General features: G+C 42.7%; 22 protein-coding genes and 1 other annotated feature. Of the genes, 6 read left to right on the plus strand and 16 right to left on the minus strand.

Annotated features, from left to right (window positions below):
- Positions 1-9: 9 nt before the first annotated feature.
- The gene (locus tag ABT997_RS07480) at positions 10-228 is read right to left on the minus strand and encodes a YqgQ family protein (protein WP_006596794.1); all 219 of its coding nucleotides are present in this window, start codon (positions 226-228) and stop codon (positions 10-12) included.
- A gap of 124 nt (positions 229-352) precedes the next feature.
- Entirely contained in the window at positions 353-880 is a 528-nt protein-coding gene (locus tag ABT997_RS07485) for a Dps family protein (RefSeq protein ID WP_006596795.1), read from the minus strand.
- A gap of 153 nt (positions 881-1,033) precedes the next feature.
- Here ABT997_RS07485 and ABT997_RS07490 point away from each other — a divergent pair, with 153 nt between their 5' ends.
- Positions 1,034-1,693 carry a prepilin peptidase gene (locus ABT997_RS07490; protein ID WP_272079066.1) on the plus strand — a complete coding sequence of 220 codons (660 nt, stop codon included), beginning with the start codon at positions 1,034-1,036 and terminating at the stop codon, positions 1,691-1,693.
- Positions 1,694-1,699: 6 nt separating this feature from the next.
- Here the strand turns inward: ABT997_RS07490 and trpB are convergent, their stop codons facing one another.
- From trpB to rsmD, 13 genes are all read right to left on the minus strand, one after another.
- Positions 1,700-2,887: a tryptophan synthase subunit beta gene (gene trpB, locus ABT997_RS07495; protein ID WP_123160011.1), complete on the minus strand. Its 1,188-nt coding sequence runs from the start codon at positions 2,885-2,887 to the stop codon at positions 1,700-1,702.
- Between the two features lie 121 nt (positions 2,888-3,008).
- Positions 3,009-3,244, minus strand: a binding site (T-box leader).
- 77 nt (positions 3,245-3,321) lie between these two features.
- Positions 3,322-3,855: a VanZ family protein gene (locus tag ABT997_RS07500; protein WP_272079070.1), complete on the minus strand. Its 534-nt coding sequence runs from the start codon at positions 3,853-3,855 to the stop codon at positions 3,322-3,324.
- Positions 3,833-4,921, minus strand: a complete 1,089-nt coding sequence (gene rlmN, locus ABT997_RS07505) for a dual-specificity RNA methyltransferase RlmN (protein ID WP_006596799.1) — start codon at positions 4,919-4,921, stop codon at positions 3,833-3,835. The genes ABT997_RS07500 and rlmN overlap by 23 nt, the downstream gene beginning before the upstream one ends.
- 18 nt (positions 4,922-4,939) lie before the next feature.
- Positions 4,940-5,518, minus strand: a complete 579-nt coding sequence (locus ABT997_RS07510) for a YutD family protein (RefSeq protein ID WP_350019088.1) — start codon at positions 5,516-5,518, stop codon at positions 4,940-4,942.
- 221 nt (positions 5,519-5,739) lie between these two features.
- The gene (locus tag ABT997_RS07515; protein WP_350019089.1) at positions 5,740-7,452 is read right to left on the minus strand and encodes a cache domain-containing sensor histidine kinase; all 1,713 of its coding nucleotides are present in this window, start codon (positions 7,450-7,452) and stop codon (positions 5,740-5,742) included.
- Positions 7,449-8,183 (minus strand): response regulator transcription factor, encoded by a 735-nt coding sequence (locus ABT997_RS07520; RefSeq protein WP_048715808.1) that lies wholly within the window; start codon positions 8,181-8,183, stop codon positions 7,449-7,451. The genes ABT997_RS07515 and ABT997_RS07520 overlap by 4 nt, the downstream gene beginning before the upstream one ends.
- Positions 8,184-8,241: 58 nt before the next feature.
- Positions 8,242-9,363: a peptide-methionine (R)-S-oxide reductase MsrB gene (gene msrB / locus ABT997_RS07525; protein ID WP_070589644.1), complete on the minus strand. Its 1,122-nt coding sequence runs from the start codon at positions 9,361-9,363 to the stop codon at positions 8,242-8,244.
- A gap of 12 nt (positions 9,364-9,375) precedes the next feature.
- Positions 9,376-9,936, minus strand: coding sequence for a redoxin family protein (locus ABT997_RS07530; RefSeq protein ID WP_347088677.1), 561 nt, complete (start codon positions 9,934-9,936; stop codon positions 9,376-9,378).
- A gap of 59 nt (positions 9,937-9,995) precedes the next feature.
- A complete protein-coding gene (locus tag ABT997_RS07535) occupies positions 9,996-10,316 on the minus strand; it encodes a hypothetical protein (RefSeq protein ID WP_350019090.1) in 321 nt (106 codons plus the stop codon).
- Between the two features lie 26 nt (positions 10,317-10,342).
- A complete protein-coding gene (ccdA2, locus tag ABT997_RS07540) occupies positions 10,343-11,053 on the minus strand; it encodes a thiol-disulfide oxidoreductase-associated membrane protein CcdA2 (protein ID WP_350019091.1) in 711 nt (236 codons plus the stop codon).
- Between the two features lie 161 nt (positions 11,054-11,214).
- Positions 11,215-12,225: a SepM family pheromone-processing serine protease gene (locus tag ABT997_RS07545; RefSeq protein ID WP_229104809.1), complete on the minus strand. Its 1,011-nt coding sequence runs from the start codon at positions 12,223-12,225 to the stop codon at positions 11,215-11,217.
- 101 nt (positions 12,226-12,326) lie between these two features.
- Positions 12,327-12,800: a pantetheine-phosphate adenylyltransferase gene (gene coaD / locus ABT997_RS07550; protein WP_350019092.1), complete on the minus strand. Its 474-nt coding sequence runs from the start codon at positions 12,798-12,800 to the stop codon at positions 12,327-12,329.
- Positions 12,790-13,329 carry a 16S rRNA (guanine(966)-N(2))-methyltransferase RsmD gene (gene rsmD / locus ABT997_RS07555; protein WP_350019093.1) on the minus strand — a complete coding sequence of 180 codons (540 nt, stop codon included), beginning with the start codon at positions 13,327-13,329 and terminating at the stop codon, positions 12,790-12,792. The genes coaD and rsmD overlap by 11 nt, the downstream gene beginning before the upstream one ends.
- Before the next feature lie 182 nt (positions 13,330-13,511).
- Here rsmD and ABT997_RS07560 point away from each other — a divergent pair, with 182 nt between their 5' ends.
- The 5 genes from ABT997_RS07560 (at position 13,512) to ABT997_RS07580 (ending at position 16,839) form a co-directional block, all read left to right on the plus strand.
- Positions 13,512-14,189, plus strand: a complete 678-nt coding sequence (locus ABT997_RS07560; RefSeq protein WP_048715816.1) for a helix-turn-helix domain-containing protein — start codon at positions 13,512-13,514, stop codon at positions 14,187-14,189.
- Between the two features lie 2 nt (positions 14,190-14,191).
- Positions 14,192-15,604, plus strand: a complete 1,413-nt coding sequence (locus tag ABT997_RS07565) for a Y-family DNA polymerase (protein ID WP_350019094.1) — start codon at positions 14,192-14,194, stop codon at positions 15,602-15,604.
- The gene (locus ABT997_RS07570; protein ID WP_350019095.1) at positions 15,601-15,972 is read left to right on the plus strand and encodes a hypothetical protein; all 372 of its coding nucleotides are present in this window, start codon (positions 15,601-15,603) and stop codon (positions 15,970-15,972) included. Before ABT997_RS07565 ends, ABT997_RS07570 begins: the two co-directional genes overlap by 4 nt.
- Positions 15,953-16,258: a DUF5960 family protein gene (locus tag ABT997_RS07575; RefSeq protein ID WP_350019096.1), complete on the plus strand. Its 306-nt coding sequence runs from the start codon at positions 15,953-15,955 to the stop codon at positions 16,256-16,258. The genes ABT997_RS07570 and ABT997_RS07575 overlap by 20 nt, the downstream gene beginning before the upstream one ends.
- 188 nt (positions 16,259-16,446) lie before the next feature.
- Positions 16,447-16,839 (plus strand): (deoxy)nucleoside triphosphate pyrophosphohydrolase, encoded by a 393-nt coding sequence (locus tag ABT997_RS07580; protein ID WP_111674393.1) that lies wholly within the window; start codon positions 16,447-16,449, stop codon positions 16,837-16,839.
- 12 nt (positions 16,840-16,851) lie between these two features.
- Here the strand turns inward: ABT997_RS07580 and ABT997_RS07585 are convergent, their stop codons facing one another.
- On the minus strand, positions 16,852-19,716 hold the full coding sequence (locus ABT997_RS07585; RefSeq protein ID WP_350019097.1) for a DEAD/DEAH box helicase: 2,865 nt from the start codon (positions 19,714-19,716) through the stop codon (positions 16,852-16,854).
- Between the last annotated feature and the right edge of the window lie 15 nt (positions 19,717-19,731).

Raw genomic sequence — 19,731 nt, forward strand, 5'->3', positions numbered from 1 at the left:
TTGTTAAACTCACTTTTCTTTTTCCTCTTCTAAATAGCGTAATTCCTGTGCGTGTTCTCTACGTAAGACGGCTTCTGCTTCTAGATAATCCAATTTTTCCATCAGCCCAGCGTCATAGATCCTTTTTAATTCAATCTTCATCAATTCGATGTCGTAAAGTCGTTTTCCGACATAAATGATGATTCCAAATTTTTTTAGAAATTGTTGAACATCGTACAGGGTTTTCATGTGCTTATTTTATCAAATCTTTCAAGTATTTTCAAGATAGCCCCTATTTTATTTACAAGAAAAAATCTCATCCAAACAAAAATGAGCCTCCCAAGCAAGGAAGGCTCATTTGTTTATTTTCAGATTACAAACCTGGTGCTTGGCCCAATTCAGCGGCAATCATCCAGATATGTTTTTCCAATTCAGCTTTTGCACCAACAAAGATATCGTTGGTCACGTCATCTCCTTCAGCATCTGTGATATCCAAGGCTTTTTGATAAAGACTTACCAAGTAGCGGAAGATAGAAAGGACACGTCCCAAATTTTCCTCCATAGAGCGTTCGAATGAACCTTTTTCTTCTTGGATATTGCTGTGTTCCAAGAACTCAACCATGCTAGCGTATGGGGCACCACCCAAGGTAATCAAGCGTTCACTGACTTCATCAAGAGTTGCATCCAAGCTTTCCATGTACTCATCCATTTTTGGATGCCATACGAGGAAACCACGGCCACGCATATACCAGTGTACTTGGTGCAAGGCAATATGAGCGACATAAAGATCTGCCACCACTTGATTCAAAACTGCTTTTGTATCGGTTAAACTCTTGCTTACTTCGCTGATTGTTGCAAATGTTGCTACGTCTTTTGCTGCTTCTTTTTTAATTGTTGTCATAACTATATTCTCCTTTTTTAGAATTATTCTAATTTAGTTATATTATAATCCTTCTAATTAAGAAATGCAAGAGAAAATGCTTAAATAAGAAAAGTTAGAAAATTGTTTCAGTTCTAATCGTTATTCGTCATCTTTTTTACGAATTATATAAGTATGATTAACTTTTATTTTTTTACAGTCGGTGCCTGCATCGCCTCCTTTTTAGGGCTCGTCATTGACCGCTTTCCAGAAAGCTCCATCATCTGTCCGAGAAGCCACTGCGATCGTTGCCAACAGACCTTAAGACCTCTGGACCTGATTCCCATTCTCTCACAAGTACTTTTTCGATTCCGTTGTCGCTACTGCCAGAGTCCTCTTCCTTATTGGTATGCCCTTTTTGAAGGCTGGAGTGGCCTCCTTTTTTTGCTATGCTATCAGGGCTTTCTTCCCATTCCTCATCTCCTGCTTCTGCTTGGCAGTTGCGTTTTGGCCATCTATGATTTGCGATCCATGGAGTACCCTCTCCTTCTCTGGCTAATACTCCACGCTCTTTGCCTACTTTTCACCGGCCCTACCCTCTTAATGGGAGTTTTTCTCGTCTTAGGAATTCTATCTTGTCTTTACTCCATTGGCATTGGAGCAGGGGACTTTCTCTTACTGGCTACTTTTTCTTTGACCCTCTCAGCTACCCAAGTCCTCCTAGTCATGCAAGGGGCTTCCCTCATTGGTCTCCTGGTCTTTCTCTTTAAAAAAGAAAAAGACCGGATTCCTTTCGTTCCCTGTCTTTTTCTGAGTTATCATGCTTTACTCTTTTTTACAATTTTTAGCAGATAAGATTGCTTATTTTGTAGCTTTCGCTTCTAGATAATCTGCAATAGCAGCTACATCCTTGTCCCCACGTCCAGAAACATTGATGATGATGATCTTGTCTTTATCCAATTGTGGAGCACGTTTGACAGCTTCTGCAATCGCGTGTGAGCTTTCGATGGCTGGGAGGATTCCTTCTGTCTTACTGAGAAGAAGAAGCGCTTGAACTGCTTCATCATCTGTCGCTGCTACATATTCGACACGACCAGAGTCTTTAAAGAAAGCATGCTCTGGACCAACCCCTGGGTAGTCCAAACCGGCTGAGATAGAGTACACTGGCGCTACTTTTCCATCTTCGCCAAAGACAGCATAGGTCTTCATGCCATCGACAACTCCAACAGTCCCCTTGGTCATAGTCGCTGCGTGCTGGTCTGTGTCCAAGCCATGGCCTGCCGCTTCAACTCCGACCAATTTGACTTCTTCATCACCTACATATTGGGAGAAGGCACCAATGGCATTGGATCCCCCACCGACACAGGCAATGACATAGTCTGGCAAACGCCCTTCTTTTTCCAAGATTTGGCGTTTAGACTCTTCACTAATCACCTTTTGGAATTCATGGACAATGGTTGGGTAAGGGTGAGGTCCAACAGCAGACCCCAAAACGTAAAAGGCATCCAGATCCGCCATCCACGCTCCAAATGCAGCATCAACAGCGTCTTTTAAGGTCTTAGTACCTGTTTCAACCGCATGGACGGTTGCCCCCATCATTTCCATGCGGAATACATTGAGGCGTTGGCGTTCCACGTCTTCTGCTCCCATGTAGACATCACAGGCCATGCCGAACTTAGCTGCTGCAGCCGCTGTAGCCACACCGTGTTGACCAGCTCCTGTTTCAGCAATCACGCGCGTTTTGCCCATGCGTTTGGCTAAGAGGATTTGCCCCAAGACGTTATTCAATTTATGCGAACCTAGGTGATTCAGGTCTTCGCGCTTCAAATAAATTTTTGCCCCACCTAAATGTTCTGTCAAACTTTCCGCAAAGTAGAGCGGTGTTTCCCGTCCAGAATAGTCTTTCAAATAATGTTTGTATTCTGCGATAAATTCTGGGTCATTTTTGTACTGTTCAAAAGTTGCCTCTAATTGATCCAGCAAGTTTTGAATGGGTTCTGGTACGAAAGATCCACCAAATTGTCCGAAATAGCCTTTTGTTTCTGTCATGATTGTGTCCTCTTCTCTATATTTTCAATCCTGTTTATGATCTTTTTCTCTCGCTGGTCCTTTGAGCTGCAGTCTCACAGGATTCCTTTGAGATACAAAAAACCTCACACAGAAAAATCTGTGTGAGGACGATTCGATACCGCGGTGCCACCTCCATTGTAGGAAAATAATCTTTCTCCTACATCTCTGACCTGTCTAACAACAGGGTGCACGATAAGGTGTGCTCACCGAATTTTTATTGTTTCAAATTCATCATCATAAACGCATCAGCCCATTTCAAGATTCACCACTGCTTGTTCGCAATCACCACAAGCTCCCTGGAAGTGAGAAAAACCTCTACTTTTCTGATGTCTTGAAGCTATTATAGCTCCCGCTTCTGACTTTGTCAACCCAAAATTTGAAATCGTATTCAATCGTTCGGATTTTAGTCCAAACTAAAATAGATTGTCCTTACCCATAGAAGCTTGCACCCATTTAAAACACAGATAGGCTAGGTAGCCTCCCAGAGTATTGGTCCACAAATCATCTATCTCAAACACCCGATTGAAATCAAACAAGAGGTCTAACACAATCTGACTAAGCTCGATCCACACACTCATCCCTAGACTAAAGCAAAGGACGCGTTTCCGAGTACCTAGCCAAGGCCAGAGCCATAGCAGTTGAAAAACCAAAGGGAACAAGAGAAAGATATTGGCTATATTCTGTACAAGCACCTTGATCAGCTGGAGCAGACTAGTCACTTGACCTAGGTTGATGAGAGAATTAAAGGGAATCAGTAATACGACTACACGACCAAAATGTTGAATCCCAGGTGTTTCCATCCCTGGTTCAGGTCGCTGGGGAAGAAAACACATGAGGCAGAGCAGGACAAAATAGAAGAAACTGCCACCTAGTAGCAGTTGTCTTCCTTTTTTTGTTAATTGCCCTTCTTCTATCAGCCAGTTGTTACGGTTGAGCTTCTTCAACAATGGCTTTCTCCCGGTCTCTCTTCATCGTATTAGAACGCAATTGTCCACAAGCAGCATCGATATCTGTTCCATGCTCTTGACGAACCACGCAGTTGACTCCGTTTTTCTTCAAGGTGTCATAGAAGGCCATCACGCGCTCTCTTGGACTCCGACTATATTGGTCATGCTCACTAACTGGGTTGTATGGGATCAAGTTGACATAAGATAGCTTCTTGATCTTTTTGAGGAGTTCTGCCAATTCCAAAGCTTGCTCGACACCATCATTGACTTCGTTAAGCATGATATACTCGAAGGTCACCCGACGGTTGGTCGTTTCGATATAGTACTCAATGGCCGCAAACAATTTCTCAATCGGGAAGGCCCGGTTGATTTTCATGATGCTGGAACGCAAGTCATTGTTTGGAGCATGAAGTGATACTGCCAAATTGACCTGAACCCCTTCATTAGCAAAATCACGAATCTTATGAGCCAAGCCAGATGTTGAAACAGTAATGTGGCGGGCACCGATAGCCAGCCCCTTGTCATCATTAACCGTACGGACAAAGCTCAAGACGTTCTTGTAGTTATCGAAAGGCTCACCAATTCCCATCACAACGATGTGGCTGACACGTTCATCTTGTCCACGTTCGTCAAAGTATTTTTGAACCAACATGATCTGGGCAACGATTTCCCCACTGTTCAAGTCGCGTTGCTTCTTGATCAAACCAGATGCACAGAAGGTACAGCCGATGTTGCACCCTACCTGAGTGGTGACACAAACTGACAAGCCATAGTGTTGACGCATCAAAACTGTCTCGATCAACATGCCATCTGGCAATTCAAAGAGGTACTTGACGGTCCCATCTGCCGACTCTTGAACGATCCGTTGTTTCAAAGGATTAATCACGAACTGATCGTTCAAGGTTTCAATCAAGTCCTTCGATAGGTTGGTCATTTCTTCAAATGACTGGACGCGTTTCCGATAGAGCCATTCCCAGATTTGGGTTGCTCGAAATTTCTTTTCACCATTTTCTTCTGCCCACTCGATCAGTTCTTGTCGAGTCAAGCCATAAATTGAAGGTTTCATCTTATCTCTTTTCTCTCTTTACTTTTGACGGATGACAAAGTGGCGTTCTTGCTCACCCTGTGCATCTTTTTTTCTAGACCGCTGACGGTTCTTTTTCTTTGGTTGAGAAGTCTTTTGTTTTTGCTCTTGTTCACGTTCCCGTGACTGATTTTTGAAGCGATTCCGGCGATTTTGACGACCGCCACGCTTAGCAGAACGGTTCCCCTCTTCCTGTTGTTTAGGAGAGGACTTCTTGTCAAAGGATGCTCGACGGGGTTCTGCATTTTCTAGGACAAAATAAGCACAGCCATAGCTACAGTATTCTAATAAATAATCTTCCAGACGGCTGATTTTCTCTGCATCTGTGACAGGGCGATCATCTTTATAGAAGCCACGTAGACGCAACTGTTCATTGCTCCAATCACCGACAATGTAATCAAATTTGGTCAAAACCTCTGAAAAACGCTGACCAAAGACCGTCGTATCAAAGGCATCATTTTGATTCTCAACCAGCTCAAATGTCAATTGTTCTGCTAGCACTTGACTGCCAACCAGACGAAATTCCGGTCCAGGATATTTATTGTAATTAAATAATTCAGGGGATATTTCTTTGCGCATAGCCTTCCTTTATTCATACCTTTAGTTGTAACACTTTATTTTATCATAAATCCCTATCTTTAGATAGAATTTCAACGGAAAAGAGAAAATCTGTAAAAAGTCTGACGATTTAATTTACTTCTTCTTCCTGTTTCATTATAAAAAGCAGGCTTTTTCAAAGCCTGCTCAGATGGAAGATAAAGTCTTCTATCTAACTAAAACAAAGAAGGCAATCTTTGTCTCTATGAATATTCATTTCCGGATGGAAGAGGCAAATAAAGAGTGATTTTCGTATAGCTATTGGCCTTAGAATCAATCTCCATATGATAGGCTTCGCCAAATTGAAGATGCAATCGTTGGTCAACATTTTTCAAGCCAACACCTCCTAAACGAAGAAGGGTTTGGTCTGTTGACTCTGATCGGTCAAACCCTCGTCCATTGTCAAAAATCGATACGCAGGCGGAGTCTCCACTGACTTCAGTCGTCACTCGAATGAGACCAGGCCGATCGATCTCTTTAATGCCATGGTAAATCGCATTTTCCACTAAGGGTTGAAGCACCAATTTAGGGAGCTGATAGTCGCTTAACCGTTCATCTTCTAGAATTTCATAGTTGAGCTTTTCACCATAACGTTGCTTTTGAATGAAAAGATACTGGCGGACATGGTCAATTTCATCTCTCAGTAGGATTTGTTCCTGACCTTGGTTGAGAGCCAGTCGAAAATATTGAGCCAGAGACTTGGTGATATCAACCACGCGCCGACTATCATTAAACTCCGCCATCCAGACAATCGTATCCAAGGTATTATAGAGGAAATGCGGATTAATCTGTGCCGAAAGTGCCCGCAACTCGTAACGCCGTGCGTTCTGCTCCTCTTCCTTGACCTGTTGCATGAGGTTATCGATTTGGTCCAACATGGCATTAAAAGCTTGAGCTAGGTCCACCAATTCTGGAGATCCTTTGGCTGCAGCTCTCACGTGAGCATCTCCTGCTCCAATCCTCAAAATGATAGTCTGAAGGTCTCGTAAGGGTTTGATCCACAAACGAAGAACAAAGCCGATCCCTATTAAACACATGATCAAAGCTAGTAATCCTAGGCTAATAAAAGAGTACAGGAGTTGCGACTGAAGCATCTGAAGTCCTTCAAGTGAAGCCACTCCAATCAAGGTCCAATCACTATTTGGAATCGGAACTTGATAGATAAAATTCTGCCCTCCTTTTGCATAACCATCTTTCACAGCAATATAGGGCTGCATGGCCTGCATTTCTTGGCTGGAGGAATAGACCGCCTTTTTAGGATGGTAGACAAACTCATGCTTTTGATTAATGATAAAACTAAAGCCTTGCTTCCCTAGTTGAAGGTGATCCAAGTAAGCCTGAAGGCTATCGTAGCCAATATCCAAGCGTACTACTCCGAGATTTTGTCCGGTCTGATCGACCACTTCTTGGGTAATAGAAACCACCCATTTTTCTTTTTCCGAGGTCAAGGATTCCTTTCGAGCTGGCGTCAAGACCGGCATGGCTCTTTCCTTAATCGCCTCTTGATACCAACTTTCATTCATCATATCTGAAGAAGTCTGCATGCTGATTTTGGTATCTGTCGCTATCAGACGTCCGTCCTTAGTCACCAGGACTGCTGAGACCAGGTCCGGATCCGTTTCAATCATCGTTCGCATCAAGTGCTGAACCGTTTCTTGATCCGCACTCCTATCTTGGGCAAATTGGCGAACAGCCTGTTCCTTACTAAGCACTGTTGTGGTCTGCTTTAATTTTTTTAGATAAGACGTGATAAACTGACTACTTTGGTCGATACTATTTCTTGTCGTCCGCTCCGTTAGCTGGCGGATCGCCCCTGAACTCGTTTGATAGTAAAGGCTACCGATAAGACCAAAAAGTAAGAGAATGAAGAGAAAAAAGTAGAGGACCAGCTGGATCAGCAAGGGATATCGTTTCATTCATGCTCTCCTTTTTTGTACTGCCTTGGCGTCACCCCAACAACCTGCTTAAAACGTTGAGAAAAATAGTTCATATCTTCAAAACCAACCTGATCGGCGATCTCATAAATCTTTAAATCTGTCGTGAGAAGCAAGAGGCGAGCCTTCTTCATTCGCTCTTGGATGAGATATTCTTGAAAGGGAAGTCCCAATTTTTTCTTGATCAATACACTTAGATAAGAGGGACTGAAACCAAGTTGATAGGCCAAATCCTTCAGGGTTAACTGGGAATCTGCTAAACGAGCATGAATGGCTTCTTCTAAGTCTGTTGAATAACCATGACTGACCAAATCTTCGACTTGCGCCTTTTTTCGCTCTTGATCGAGTTTTCCTTTCACCTTTGCTAACATCTCTTCAATATCATCTTTTGAAAAAGGCTTCAGCAAATAATCATCTGCACCTAACTTGATGGCTTTCCTCGCAAACTCAAAGTCATCATAACCTGTCAAAAAAATGATATGACAAGACGGAGACTGCTCTTTGACGAGATGGGCCAGATCCAAGCCATTCATTTGTGGCATATTGATATCGGTTAGAAGGATATCGGCTGGTTGATCTTGAAACTTCTCCCAGGCCTCACGGCCATTTTCTGCCTGGTTGATGACGGTCATTCCAAACTGTTCATAATCCACTAAGGAAGTCAGTCCCTGCCGGATAAGCTCTTCATCTTCCACAATCATGATCGCATACATGTCTTTCACCTACTTGTCTTTGCTATGCTTATTATAGCAAATTGTGGTTCCAAATATCTCAGACATAGTCCAATAAATAACCGTAGCCCTTTTCTTTCATTTCTGCTTTAGGGATGAATTTGATTGACAAGCTATTGATGCAATAGCGAAGGCCGCCTTTTTCCTTGGGACCATCGGTAAAAACATGGCCCAGATGGGAATTTCCCACACGGCTCCGAACTTCTGTCCGAGTCATATTGAAACTCTTATCCTCCTTATAGATTGCCACATCAGGACTAATAGGCCGACTGAAACTTGGCCAACCACAACCAGAATCAAATTTATCCTTGGAGGAAAAGAGCGGCTCACCAGTCACGACATCTACATAAATACCGGTATCAAACTGATCCCAGTAACGATTGGAGAAGGCACGTTCAGTATCATTTTTTTGTGTCACCGCATACTCTTCGGGAGATAACTTCTTTTTGATCTCCTCATCGCTTGGCTTGGAGTAGCGGCTAGCATCAATAACAGGATAAGAAGCCTGATTGACATCGATATGGCAGTACCCATTCGGATGTTTCTTTAGATAATCCTGGTGGTAGTCCTCAGCCTTGATGAAATTGCTCAGTTCCTCTTTTTCCACTGCTAACGGTTTGTCGTATTTTTTTGCTACCTCTTCAAAGACTTGGTTAATGGTTGGAAGGTCTTCTTGAGAGACATAATAGACACCTGTTCGGTATTGAGTCCCTTGATCATTTCCTTGACGATTTTTCGACGTTGGGTCGATAATCCGGAAATAATGCAGGAGCAATTCTTTCAGAGATACCTGCTTGACATTGTAAGTGATATGAACTGTTTCAGCATGGCCTGTTTGAGGGACTAATTCATACTTGGTGGTATCCCCTTTTCCATTGGCATAACCTGATTCGGCATCAATGACACCCGGAACACGGGAAAAATACTCTTCCACACCCCAGAAGCAACCACCAGCTAGATAGATTTCTCGTTGGTCTTCTGGATTGACTTTTTCTTCCTGCTTTTTGTTTGCTACTGGTGTCTGACTCATGGACGCTTTTTTGATCTGCTCAGTCGTCGCATCTGATGTATCCAAGGCCATGGATCCTTTGACAAGGAAAAAGATTCCAAAACAAAATAGCCCCACTAAAAGAATGGAAATGAGTTTCCATTTTGTTTCCATTTTATGTCCTCCTTACTTCATTTCTTTTAGAGTCTGGACGATGTCTTCCTTGCTCATATAACCGATATGGGTCTTAGCGAGAGTTCCATCGCTTGCAATAAAGAGTGCCGATGGATAAGAACGAATCTCATACTCTTTTAGCAGTTCCCCTTTACTATCTAGCAAGACTGGGAAATCCTTGTAATCCAAAGACTGGTACCAGTTTTTGAAATCTGCTTCTGATTTTTCACCATTAAAAGTTGGAGCTACAACAGATAAGACCACATAATCCTTACCCGCCTCTGCTTTTGCCAACTCATTGGTATCCTCTAATGTCGATAGGCAAATAGAGCACCAGGAAGCCCAAAATTTGAGGTAAACTTTCTTTCCCTTGTAATCGGATAAGCGGTAGGTCTTACCGTCTACTCCTTGCAGGTTAAACTCTTGAACCTTCTTTCCAGCTTGCTCTGAAGGTCCCGTTGTGGATGTCTGCTTAGTCTCACTTTTGTTGGATGATTCCATTCCTTGGTTAGAGCAAGCCCCCAAAAGTCCAGTACACAAGAATCCTGCAGCTACTAAAGCTAATTTCTTCATCATTATTACCTCTTTAAACAAGGAGAAAGTCATCCTCAGATGACCTCTCCCTTCTTTCATTAGTTGTCTGATTTCATATCAGATGATTCACTCTTTTCATCTTTCATTTCTGAATCGCTAGATTTCATCTCATCTTTTTTCATATCGTCCTTCATTTCAGAACTGCTGTCAGACATCATAGATGAATCTTTCATGTCTTCTTTTTTCATTTTATCATCGGACATGGATGAATCCTTCATGTCATCCTTCTTCATATCGTCCTTCTTCATCATACTACTATCATCCGTTTTTTTCATGTCTGAATCTGATTTCTGTCCAGAACAAGCTGCTAAAGTGAAGATGCTAAGTGTAGCAATAGAAAGTGCAAGAATTTTTTTCATGATTTTTCTCCTTTAATCATTCAAGATTAGTGAAACAGGGATGCGAGGCTATTAAGATTTCCTAGCATCAGCAAGATGCCCATCAAGATGATGAGGGCACCACCAATTTTTTTCAAGGTTCCCATATGGAGCTTGAGTTTAGCAAAATGTTGTAGAACCCAGCTAGAAGCCAAGGCCAAAAGCAAGAAAGGCAGAGCCAAACCTAATGTATAGACCAGCATCAGGAGAGCGCCTTGCAATGCACCATCTCCTCCAGAAGCTGCAATGGCTAAAACAGAGCTCAAAACTGGTCCGACACAAGGGGTCCAACCAAAACTGAAGGTGACCCCTATCAGAAAAGCATTGAAGAATTCATTGCGTTTTTCGTCCTTCTTCAGTTGGATACTCTTTTGTTTTTGGAGTTGCTGAAGATTGATGAGGCCCATCTGATGGATTCCCAATAAGATGACAATCCCTCCTAGTAGGTAACGGAACCAGGGAGCATAAAGCACCTGGCCAAGGGCCCCTGCACCGTATCCTAGAATCAGGAAAACAGTTGATAGACCTGCGATAAAACAAAGCGTCTTCACCAGGCCATACCAAGAAATGTCTCTTCCAAAAATACGCACCGTTTTTTCATGCTCAGAATCCAATAGAATCCCTACATAGACTGGCATCAGTGGCAAAATACACGGGGAGAAAAAGGATAGAACTCCCGCTAAGAATACTGAAATGGAAAACAAACTGGTTTGAATCATTTCACTACCTCCCTTTCTTTCTGACACCAGTATAAAGAAAAAATCCCTCTAAAAATAGAGAGATTGATAAGCAAAAACTTGAATTTAATTAGAAGGTGAATGTTCCCCTCTGCTAACACGATGTCATACGTGCAAGTACGAAATTTGTCAAACAAGCTACTTTAATTCTTTTTCAAATAGTCAATGGCATCCTGCAAGGTTTTGACAGGAACAATTTTCATCTTGGTTTTAATTTTCTTAGCTGTTTCTACCGCTTCGTCGTAGTTGCTCTTGGCATTCGGATTGTTCTTTTTAACTTCCTCTGTCACCGGATTATCAGGGGCAAAGAAGATTTCAGCACCAGCGCGATCTGCTGCTACGACTTTTTTATCCACTCCACCGATATCTCCGACAGTCCCATCATGGTTAATGGTCCCTGTCCCCGCGATATGGCGTCCCTGACGAAGGTCTGGATCCGCTACTTGGGTATAGATGGACAAACTAAACATCATCCCGGCACTTGGACCACCGATGCCAGCTGTCGCAAACTCAATCGGTACATCACTCTTCACTTCTGTCCGGTCAATCAAGCTAATCCCAATCCCATTCTTGCCATTGACCAACTTAATAATCTTTCCTTCAGCGGTCTTGGTCTGGCCATCTTCTGTGTAGGTCACTGAGACCTTGTCCCCAATTTTTTGGGAGCCAACATACTCGATGAGCTCTTTTGAGCTCTTGAAGGTCTTGTCATTCACAGCCGTAACCGTGTCCGCAATATTTAGAACGCCTTTGAAGGTAGAGTCTTCTGCCACTTGCATGACATAGACACCGAGGAATTCCATCTCTGTCTCTTTTCCAGCCGTTTTCAGTCCTTGGTATTTGGCAGTATTTTGAGAGGTCTCCATATAAAATTGATTGATCCGGAAAAATTCCTCACTGGAACTGCCACCTGTCATTTCTTTTTCAGAGTAGATATCTGTAAAAGGAGTCACCCAGGCATAGACTATATCCGAGAAGGTCGCTTGCTTGACGGCAACAGTGACAAAATCATACGAACCGGATGCTTCATCATTTTTCTGGTTGACACGCATCACTTGGCGGATATCTTCTGAACTCCCAGGCATTTCCAGATAATAGGGTAGGGGAACAAAGAAAGCTAGCAGGGCCAAAATCAGAAGCAGGGTCCCAATCATCGGCCAACGATAAGTTCTCCACACACTATCTTTTTTGCGCACAGGTTCAAATGGGCTTTCTGGTAGCTGAGCCCTTGGTTTCTCAAATTCTTTCATTCGTTTTATTTCATCTCCTTTATAACACTCTCTGGGACATAGGCACTGACATCCTGCTGGAAGGTCAGCAACTCGCGAATTCTCGTCGAACTCAAGGCCTGATAATGGAGCTGGGCACAGAGATAGATAGTCTCAAGCTCTGGAGCCAGCTGGTGATTGAAGTAGTCCATATTGCTTTCATAGAGGAAGTCCTGACTATTGCGCAAGCCTCGGACCAAACTCGTCACCCCATACCGTCTAGCCACCTCTACTGCCAACTCTGCCTCTGCGGTGATGACTCTTACATTGGGCAAATGAGCCACTGCTTCTGTCACCATGGTTTCCCTTTGCTCAATGGTAAAATAACCCTTCTTCTCATGATTAAAGAAGATACCGACATACAAGCGATCAAACAAGCGACTAGCCCGCTCTATCAAATCCAAGTGTCCCAAGGTCATTGGGTCAAATGAACCTGTAAATAATCCGATTTTATCTGACATAAACCGTCACCTTACTAATTCCGTAGATTTTTTCTTTCCAGATTCCTAGACAAGCAATCTCCTCAGGCAAGTCCACTGCCTTGTCTGTCTCACAGACGACCATGACCTCTTCTCCAAGTAAACCACGTTCAGCCAGGGCCTCAATATCGGCTACGATCTGCTCCTTGGCATAGGGAGGATCCAGGAAAATGAGATCAAAGGCCCCCTGCAATTGATTGAGAGCTTGGTGAGCCTCCATCTTCAGCAATTGAAACTTGTGGCTTTCCTTGGTCATTTGGATATTGCTAGCAATAATCCCTTGGGCTCTGCGATCTTTCTCGACCAAGACAGCCTGTTCCATCCCCCGAGACACCGCCTCGATGGATAGACCGCCTGACCCAGCATATAAATCCAAGACCCGACCCCCATCAAAATAAGGACCGATCATATTAAACATAGCCCCTCTGACCTTATCTGAAGTGGGCCTCGTTGTCTTTCCTTCGAGCGTCTTAAGAGGACGCCCTCCATAGGTACCTGATACAATCTTCATAGAGATTATTATATCAAAATTTGGATAAAAGATACAAAAACACCCACCTCTCCTATTTGATATCCGCTTAAGTTAAATCCCTTTCACTCCTAAAGAAAAATCCTCTCACTTTTCTCTTGAAGTTCGATTTTATTTTTGCTATACTATATGTAACTTTTAAAACGTTACATAGGAGAATGCAGATGTTTGATGCAAAAAAATTAAAAGACCGGCGACTTGAGCTGGGCCTGACCCAAGCCCAGGTCTACGAATCCTTAGAGATTAGTCGCAAGACCTACTCTAGTTGGGAGAATGGCTTAGCAGAGCCACACGATAAAAATCTCAGGAGGTTGGCCAAGCGCCTCTCCGTTAAAGAGGACTACTTTGTCGACAAGAGCTCAGCACTTTTCACCTACCCTTTACTAACCCCACCCCATCAGAAAAAGGTCGATCTCTTGGCCAGCCAACTCTTAGCAGAGCAAGAAAAGGTGGTCTCTTTGATCCCTTACCGTGTCCTCTCTATCGACTTGGCAGCTGGACATGGTCATACCTTTTATGACAATGAAACTGACTACGAGACCGTTTATTTTGACCAAGAGATCCAACACGACTTTGCCTCTTGGGTGTCTGGAGATTCTATGGAACCAAGCTATCCAAACGGTTCCGTTGCCTTGATGAAACAGACCGGATTTGACTATGATGGAGCAGTCTACGCCCTCATGTGGAATGGGAAGACCTATATCAAAAAAGTCTATCGAGAAGAGGAGGGACTCCGCCTAGAGTCCATCAACCCAGCCTATGATGACCTCTTTGCTCCTTATGAAGATGAACCCAAAATCGTCGGTATCGTGGTCGGCCACTTCCTCCCTCTGGAGGTCTAGACATGCTCTTTGATTATTCACGTGAGCCAAGGTCTGATATTGCTTTTGTGGATATGAAAAGTTTCTATGCCAGCTGTGAATGCGTCCGCCTCGGCCTCAACCCTTTGACTACTTCTCTTTGTGTCATGAGTCGGAGCGACAATTCTGCTGGCCTCATCTTAGCCAGTTCCCCCGTTTTCAAGCAGGTCTTTGGGAAGAAAAATGTCGGACGGAGCTATGATCTGCCCTTCGATCTCAAGACGAGGAAATTCAATTACTACCTGGCCCGTAAGCAAGGTCTACCTACAAATCCAGCCTTTGTCCACTACATCGAAAGTTGGGCCAAGCGCACCTTTATCGTGCCCCCTCGCATGAATGCCTATATCCAGGTCAACATAGAAATCCAGCAAGTCTTTCAAGAATTTGCTGCTCCAGATGACATCTACCCCTATTCCATTGATGAGGGATTTATCGATTTAACCAGCTCTCTCAACTACTTTATCCCTGATCCTCAGCTAGACCGACGCTCCAAGCTGGATCTTCTTTCTGCTCGGATCCAAAAGCGCATTTGGCAGCAAACTGGGATCTACGCTACTGTCGGGATGAGCAATGCCAATCCACTCCTAGCCAAACTGGCTCTGGACAACGAAGCCAAGCACCAGAAAACCATGCGGGCTAACTGGTCTTACGAAGACGTCCCCAGTCGTGTCTGGCAGATAAAAAAACTAACTGATTTCTGGGGGATTGGCCATCGAACAGAAAAACGCCTGAACAAACTAGGCATTCACTCCATCTATGAACTGGCCCAGGCCAATCCAGACCAGCTCAAAAAAGAATTTGGAGTCATGGGCGTCCAGCTCTGGTTTCACGCCCATGGGATCGATGAAAGCAATGTCCATCGTCCCTATCGACCAAAGTCTCACGGTCTAGGAAATTCGCAAATCCTTCCACGAGACTACCACCGCCAAAGCGATATTGAACTGGTCTTTCGGGAGATGGCTGAGCAGGTCGCCATCCGCTTGCGTCGGGAAAATAAAAAGACACAATTGGTCTCCATCCACGCCAGCTACTCCAAGCAGGAACAGCTCCCCTCCATCCACTGCCAGCGAAAGATCGAGCCGACCAACTCTACCGCTCAATTAGCCAAGGAAGTCATCCAGCTCTTTCGCTCCCACTACCAGGGAGGAGCCATCCGGCAGATCGGAGTCTTTTATGGGAAGCTCGTAGAGGAGAGCTTCCAGCTGATCTCCCTATTTGATGACCCTGAGCAAACCCAAAGAGAAGAAGCCCTCCAGGAGACCATTGATCACATCCGTGACCGATTTGGCTTTGCTTCTCTACAAAAGGGCTCTGCCCTATTAGAAAATTCGCGCGCTCTGGCTCGAAGCAAGCTGACCGGAGGCCACTCTGCAGGAGGTTTAGATGGCTTAGCATGATTGATCGTTCTTATCTCCCCTATCAGTCGGCACGCGACTTCCAAGACCGGGGCATGGCCAAGTGGGCTGGCTTCTTCCTCTCTGAGCATTCGACGGCCTTACAAACAAACCAGCTCTCTCTCGAAGAGATTCGACTCCTCTCAAATCAAGAAATCCGTCACATTCTCGAGCAGGCTTATCAGCAAGAGACCTCCCTCTCCCTCTCTACCCTCCAGGACAATCAAGTCGCCGTCTACTACGGTCAGGTCTATACCTTAAGCCCTTCCGAAGTCCTCATAAAAAATGGCCAGCACTATCACTCTCTCCTTCTTTCGACTATTTTTTCTATTGAACCAGGAGATTCTAGCTATGAAACAAGCCCTGAATAAACACGAACTCCAATTTGATTATTTTTCAGACAAGTACCAGCAGTTCGAGCACGATTTTTACCAATTGGCAACGACTGCGACCCCCTTGGTCTTTTTAGAAGATGACCTGCTGAGATCCATGTCGACAGGTCAGCGCAACTATTTCAGACTCCACCATACCCAGAGTCGCGACCATCGTGACCACTACTTTCACTTTCGCGTCTCCACCCATCCCCAATCCCCACTGACACGGATTTATACCTACCTAGGCCACAGTACCACCACAGAATACAAAAGAACCTCCTAGATAAACTAGGAGGTTCTTTTATCGTGTGGATGAAGAGGATTTTGCAACCCAACCAATCGCATCTGCAGGAGGATTGTCCACATCGATCCAGATGAAGTCAATGCCAATTTCACCGTTTTTGAATTTGGATTAATTCTTTAATTGCTTCTTTCAACCAATTTCTGATACAATGAAAGAGGAGGAAAATTATGTCAAAAAAAATTATTCACGTTGTTGCAGCTGCTATTGAAAAAGATGGAAAAATCTTTTGTGCTCAGAGACCTGAAGGAAAAAGCTTGGGAGGCTTTTGGGAATTTCCAGGTGGAAAATTAGAGGCAGGAGAATCTCCTGAACAAGCGCTCATTCGTGAAATACAGGAAGAATTAAATTCTGAAATTGAAATTATCTCCTTTGTGAACGAGGCCTCCTATGATTATGATTTCGGGACTGTCGTTATGAAAACCTATCACGCCAAGTTACTCTCAGGAAACCTAGAGTTGTTAGAACACCAAAATTCTACTTGGCTAGCACCACATGAATTAAAATTGCTTAACTGGGCACCTGTCGATCGTCCAGCTGTAGAATTGTTAACAAAAAAATAAGAGGTATACCTCTTATTTTTTTGTTAAATAATCATAAAGTGTTATAGGAACTTCATTGATCAGTTCAAAATTCATGGTCACTACAGGTGTTTTGCCATCTGGCATTATAGTTTCAAGAGCACTATCCTCAATATAACGGACTGGTCCAAGATAATAGAAATCACTTCCTTCACCATCCTCTTTTTTTATAAACAGGTGAAGGGTCAATCCAGTATCATTAGACTGCATAATCTCGGCTACTTCTTTTGACTTGAAACTCCTGTTGCTCCTAGAATACCAGTGAAAGACTTTATTTGATAAAAAACCATCTTGATACTGAGTTGTTTCAGTAATATCATCCTCTTTGTGATAAGTGACAAAAATCGGACAAGTTCCATGTTTAACCTTATAACCATAAACAGTCGAGCTCTCATCCTTATCCCAGTTGAGTAGTCTCACAGCGTCTTTACGAGAATACTTTTCCCCGATCGTCAACGGATTCTGTGGATACTTTTCAGAACGATAAAGACCCGTCTGAATGATATCTAATATAAAATCCTTATACTCATCTGTCAGAAATTGAGCAAAATATGGTGACAGTTGATAAATATCATTCTTGATAGCCAAAGCTGATACACCATACTTTTCCTGATCTCTTTTAACAAAAAAGCTATAGGTCAAGAAATTCTCAATAGACTTCAACAACTCATTAGAAGCTCCTAGATTCTCTTCTTTTACGAATTTTTCAAAATCCGAACGCGAAATCTTTTCTTTTTCCAGCAAGAATTTTAAAAGATAAAGATCTGCTTTCCTCTTTCCATTTGATAACTCTTTACAAAGAAAAGTTAGAAATCCATTTAGCTCAGAAATTTTAACAAATGAATCATCCTTGTCAAAAGAATCGATAACTTCTCCATAATGATTAAAGCTATCAAAAAAGATGAATGGATCCAAAGTATCTAATTTCCAAAAATCACTTAATTTTGGAATACGACCTATCCGGTTCTTCGTCTCAATATAAGCTTCTTTCAACAAAACTTTATTCGATAAATTAGTATTAGTGATGGACTTAAAGATTTGTTCCTTAGCTACTTCTTCAAAATTGATGGTCGTCAATCCTTTTAGAATATTTGGTTCTCGAAGCTCTCGACGATAATTATCTTTATTCATCGATTTATCACCAAACAAAGCAATAGGAATTAGATAGTTATTCTTGTAATTTCCGATAAAATCGATAATGGTCACATATTCTTTGCTTTCATGCTTCCGTAGTCCTCGACCTAACTGTTGTACGAAAACAATGCTTGATTGAGTATTCCTCAACATCACAACTTGATTGACCGATGGAATATCAATTCCTTCGTTAAAAATATCTACTGTCAGAATGTAGTCTAGTTCTCCTTTTTCTAGTTGGGCAACGACTTCATTCCGGGTCTCCATATTATCTTCACCTGTTAAGGCTCGACAACGTTTCCCCTTTTGGTTTAGTTTGGATGCTAAGTCATGAGCTTCTTTCTTAGAGGAACAGAACATCAAGCCCTTCACTTTCTCTCCACTAACTCCATAAAAATCAATCTTTTTAATAATATGCTTCACGCGCTCTTCGGATGTTAAGTTTGCGATCGTAGTATTCTCATTGATTAACTGTCCTTCGACTTCGATATCCTTTACCCCAAAATAAATAAATGGGCAAAGCATATCATTATCCAGAGCATCTTGTAGACGGATTTCATAGGCGATATTATAATCAAATAGTTCATAAATATTTTGCCCATCAGTTCGTTCGGGAGTAGCTGTCATCCCTAAAAAAAATTCTGGTTGAAAATGCGCCATCACTTTTTTATAAGAATCAGCACCAGCCTTATGAACTTCATCAATCAGAATATAGTCAAAATAATCTCTTGAAAATAGGCCTAAATTCTGCTCACGTGATAGGGTTTGAATAGTGGCAAAGACATATTTTTTGCCCGTCAAATCATCCCCAGAGTGATAAATAAGAGCTTCTGCATCAGAAAACTGCAAGACCTTTTGAAAATCCGTTAACGATTTCTGTAGAATCTGCTCACGGTGAACAATGAAAAGCATTCTTTCTGGCTTAAACTGTTGAACATCAAAAGCTGATAGAAAGGTCTTTCCTGTCCCAGTAGCACTGATGACCAAAGCCTTCTTTTTCCCAGAATCACGAATCGCTTGCAAGCCTTTTAAAGCATCCTTTTGCATTTCATTAGGACTAATTATTTCACTCTGATATTGAGCCGTCTTCTCTTCGCGAATCTGATCCACTCGAATGACATTCTGACGTTTTCGCGCATAAGAAGCAATCTTGTCATCTGTCAAAAGATCCGACTTCTCCCAAATCTTGTCAAATTCAGCTTTAGTAGCTCGAATAAGCTCGCCATTATGGGTAGAGGTCAATTTAATATTCCACTCATAATTGATCTTGAGAGCATTGTGGGTCAGATTCGAACTACCCGAAATCAATACCTGCCTTCCCTCATGCTCAAAGAGATAAAACTTGGCATGCATCTGCAAACTCTCTGGAGTCAAACGAACTTCTACATTCTCTAACTTGAGCAATTCTTGCATTGCAACTGGATCATTAAAATCAAGATAAGGAGAAATCAGAATTTTCCCTTGGATTCCTTTATCCATCAGATCAGACAATTGCGACTTAATTAAGGCTATCCCAGACTGTGTAATAAAGGCTACGGATATGTAAAATGTCTTGCACTTGCTCAACTCCTCTTGCAAATCCGTCAAAACATATCGTTTCATTTCATGATCGTTGATCAAAATCTGCGGTGAATATCCACCCTCTTGATACTGGACATTATCCACAAACCCATATTTTAATGATTTAATAAGAGTATCTTGAAATAAAGTTACGCCATCTGGCATAGATCGTCTCTTTTC

The organism is Streptococcus australis (assembly GCF_040226615.1).
GTDB lineage: Bacteria > Bacillota > Bacilli > Lactobacillales > Streptococcaceae > Streptococcus > Streptococcus australis_E.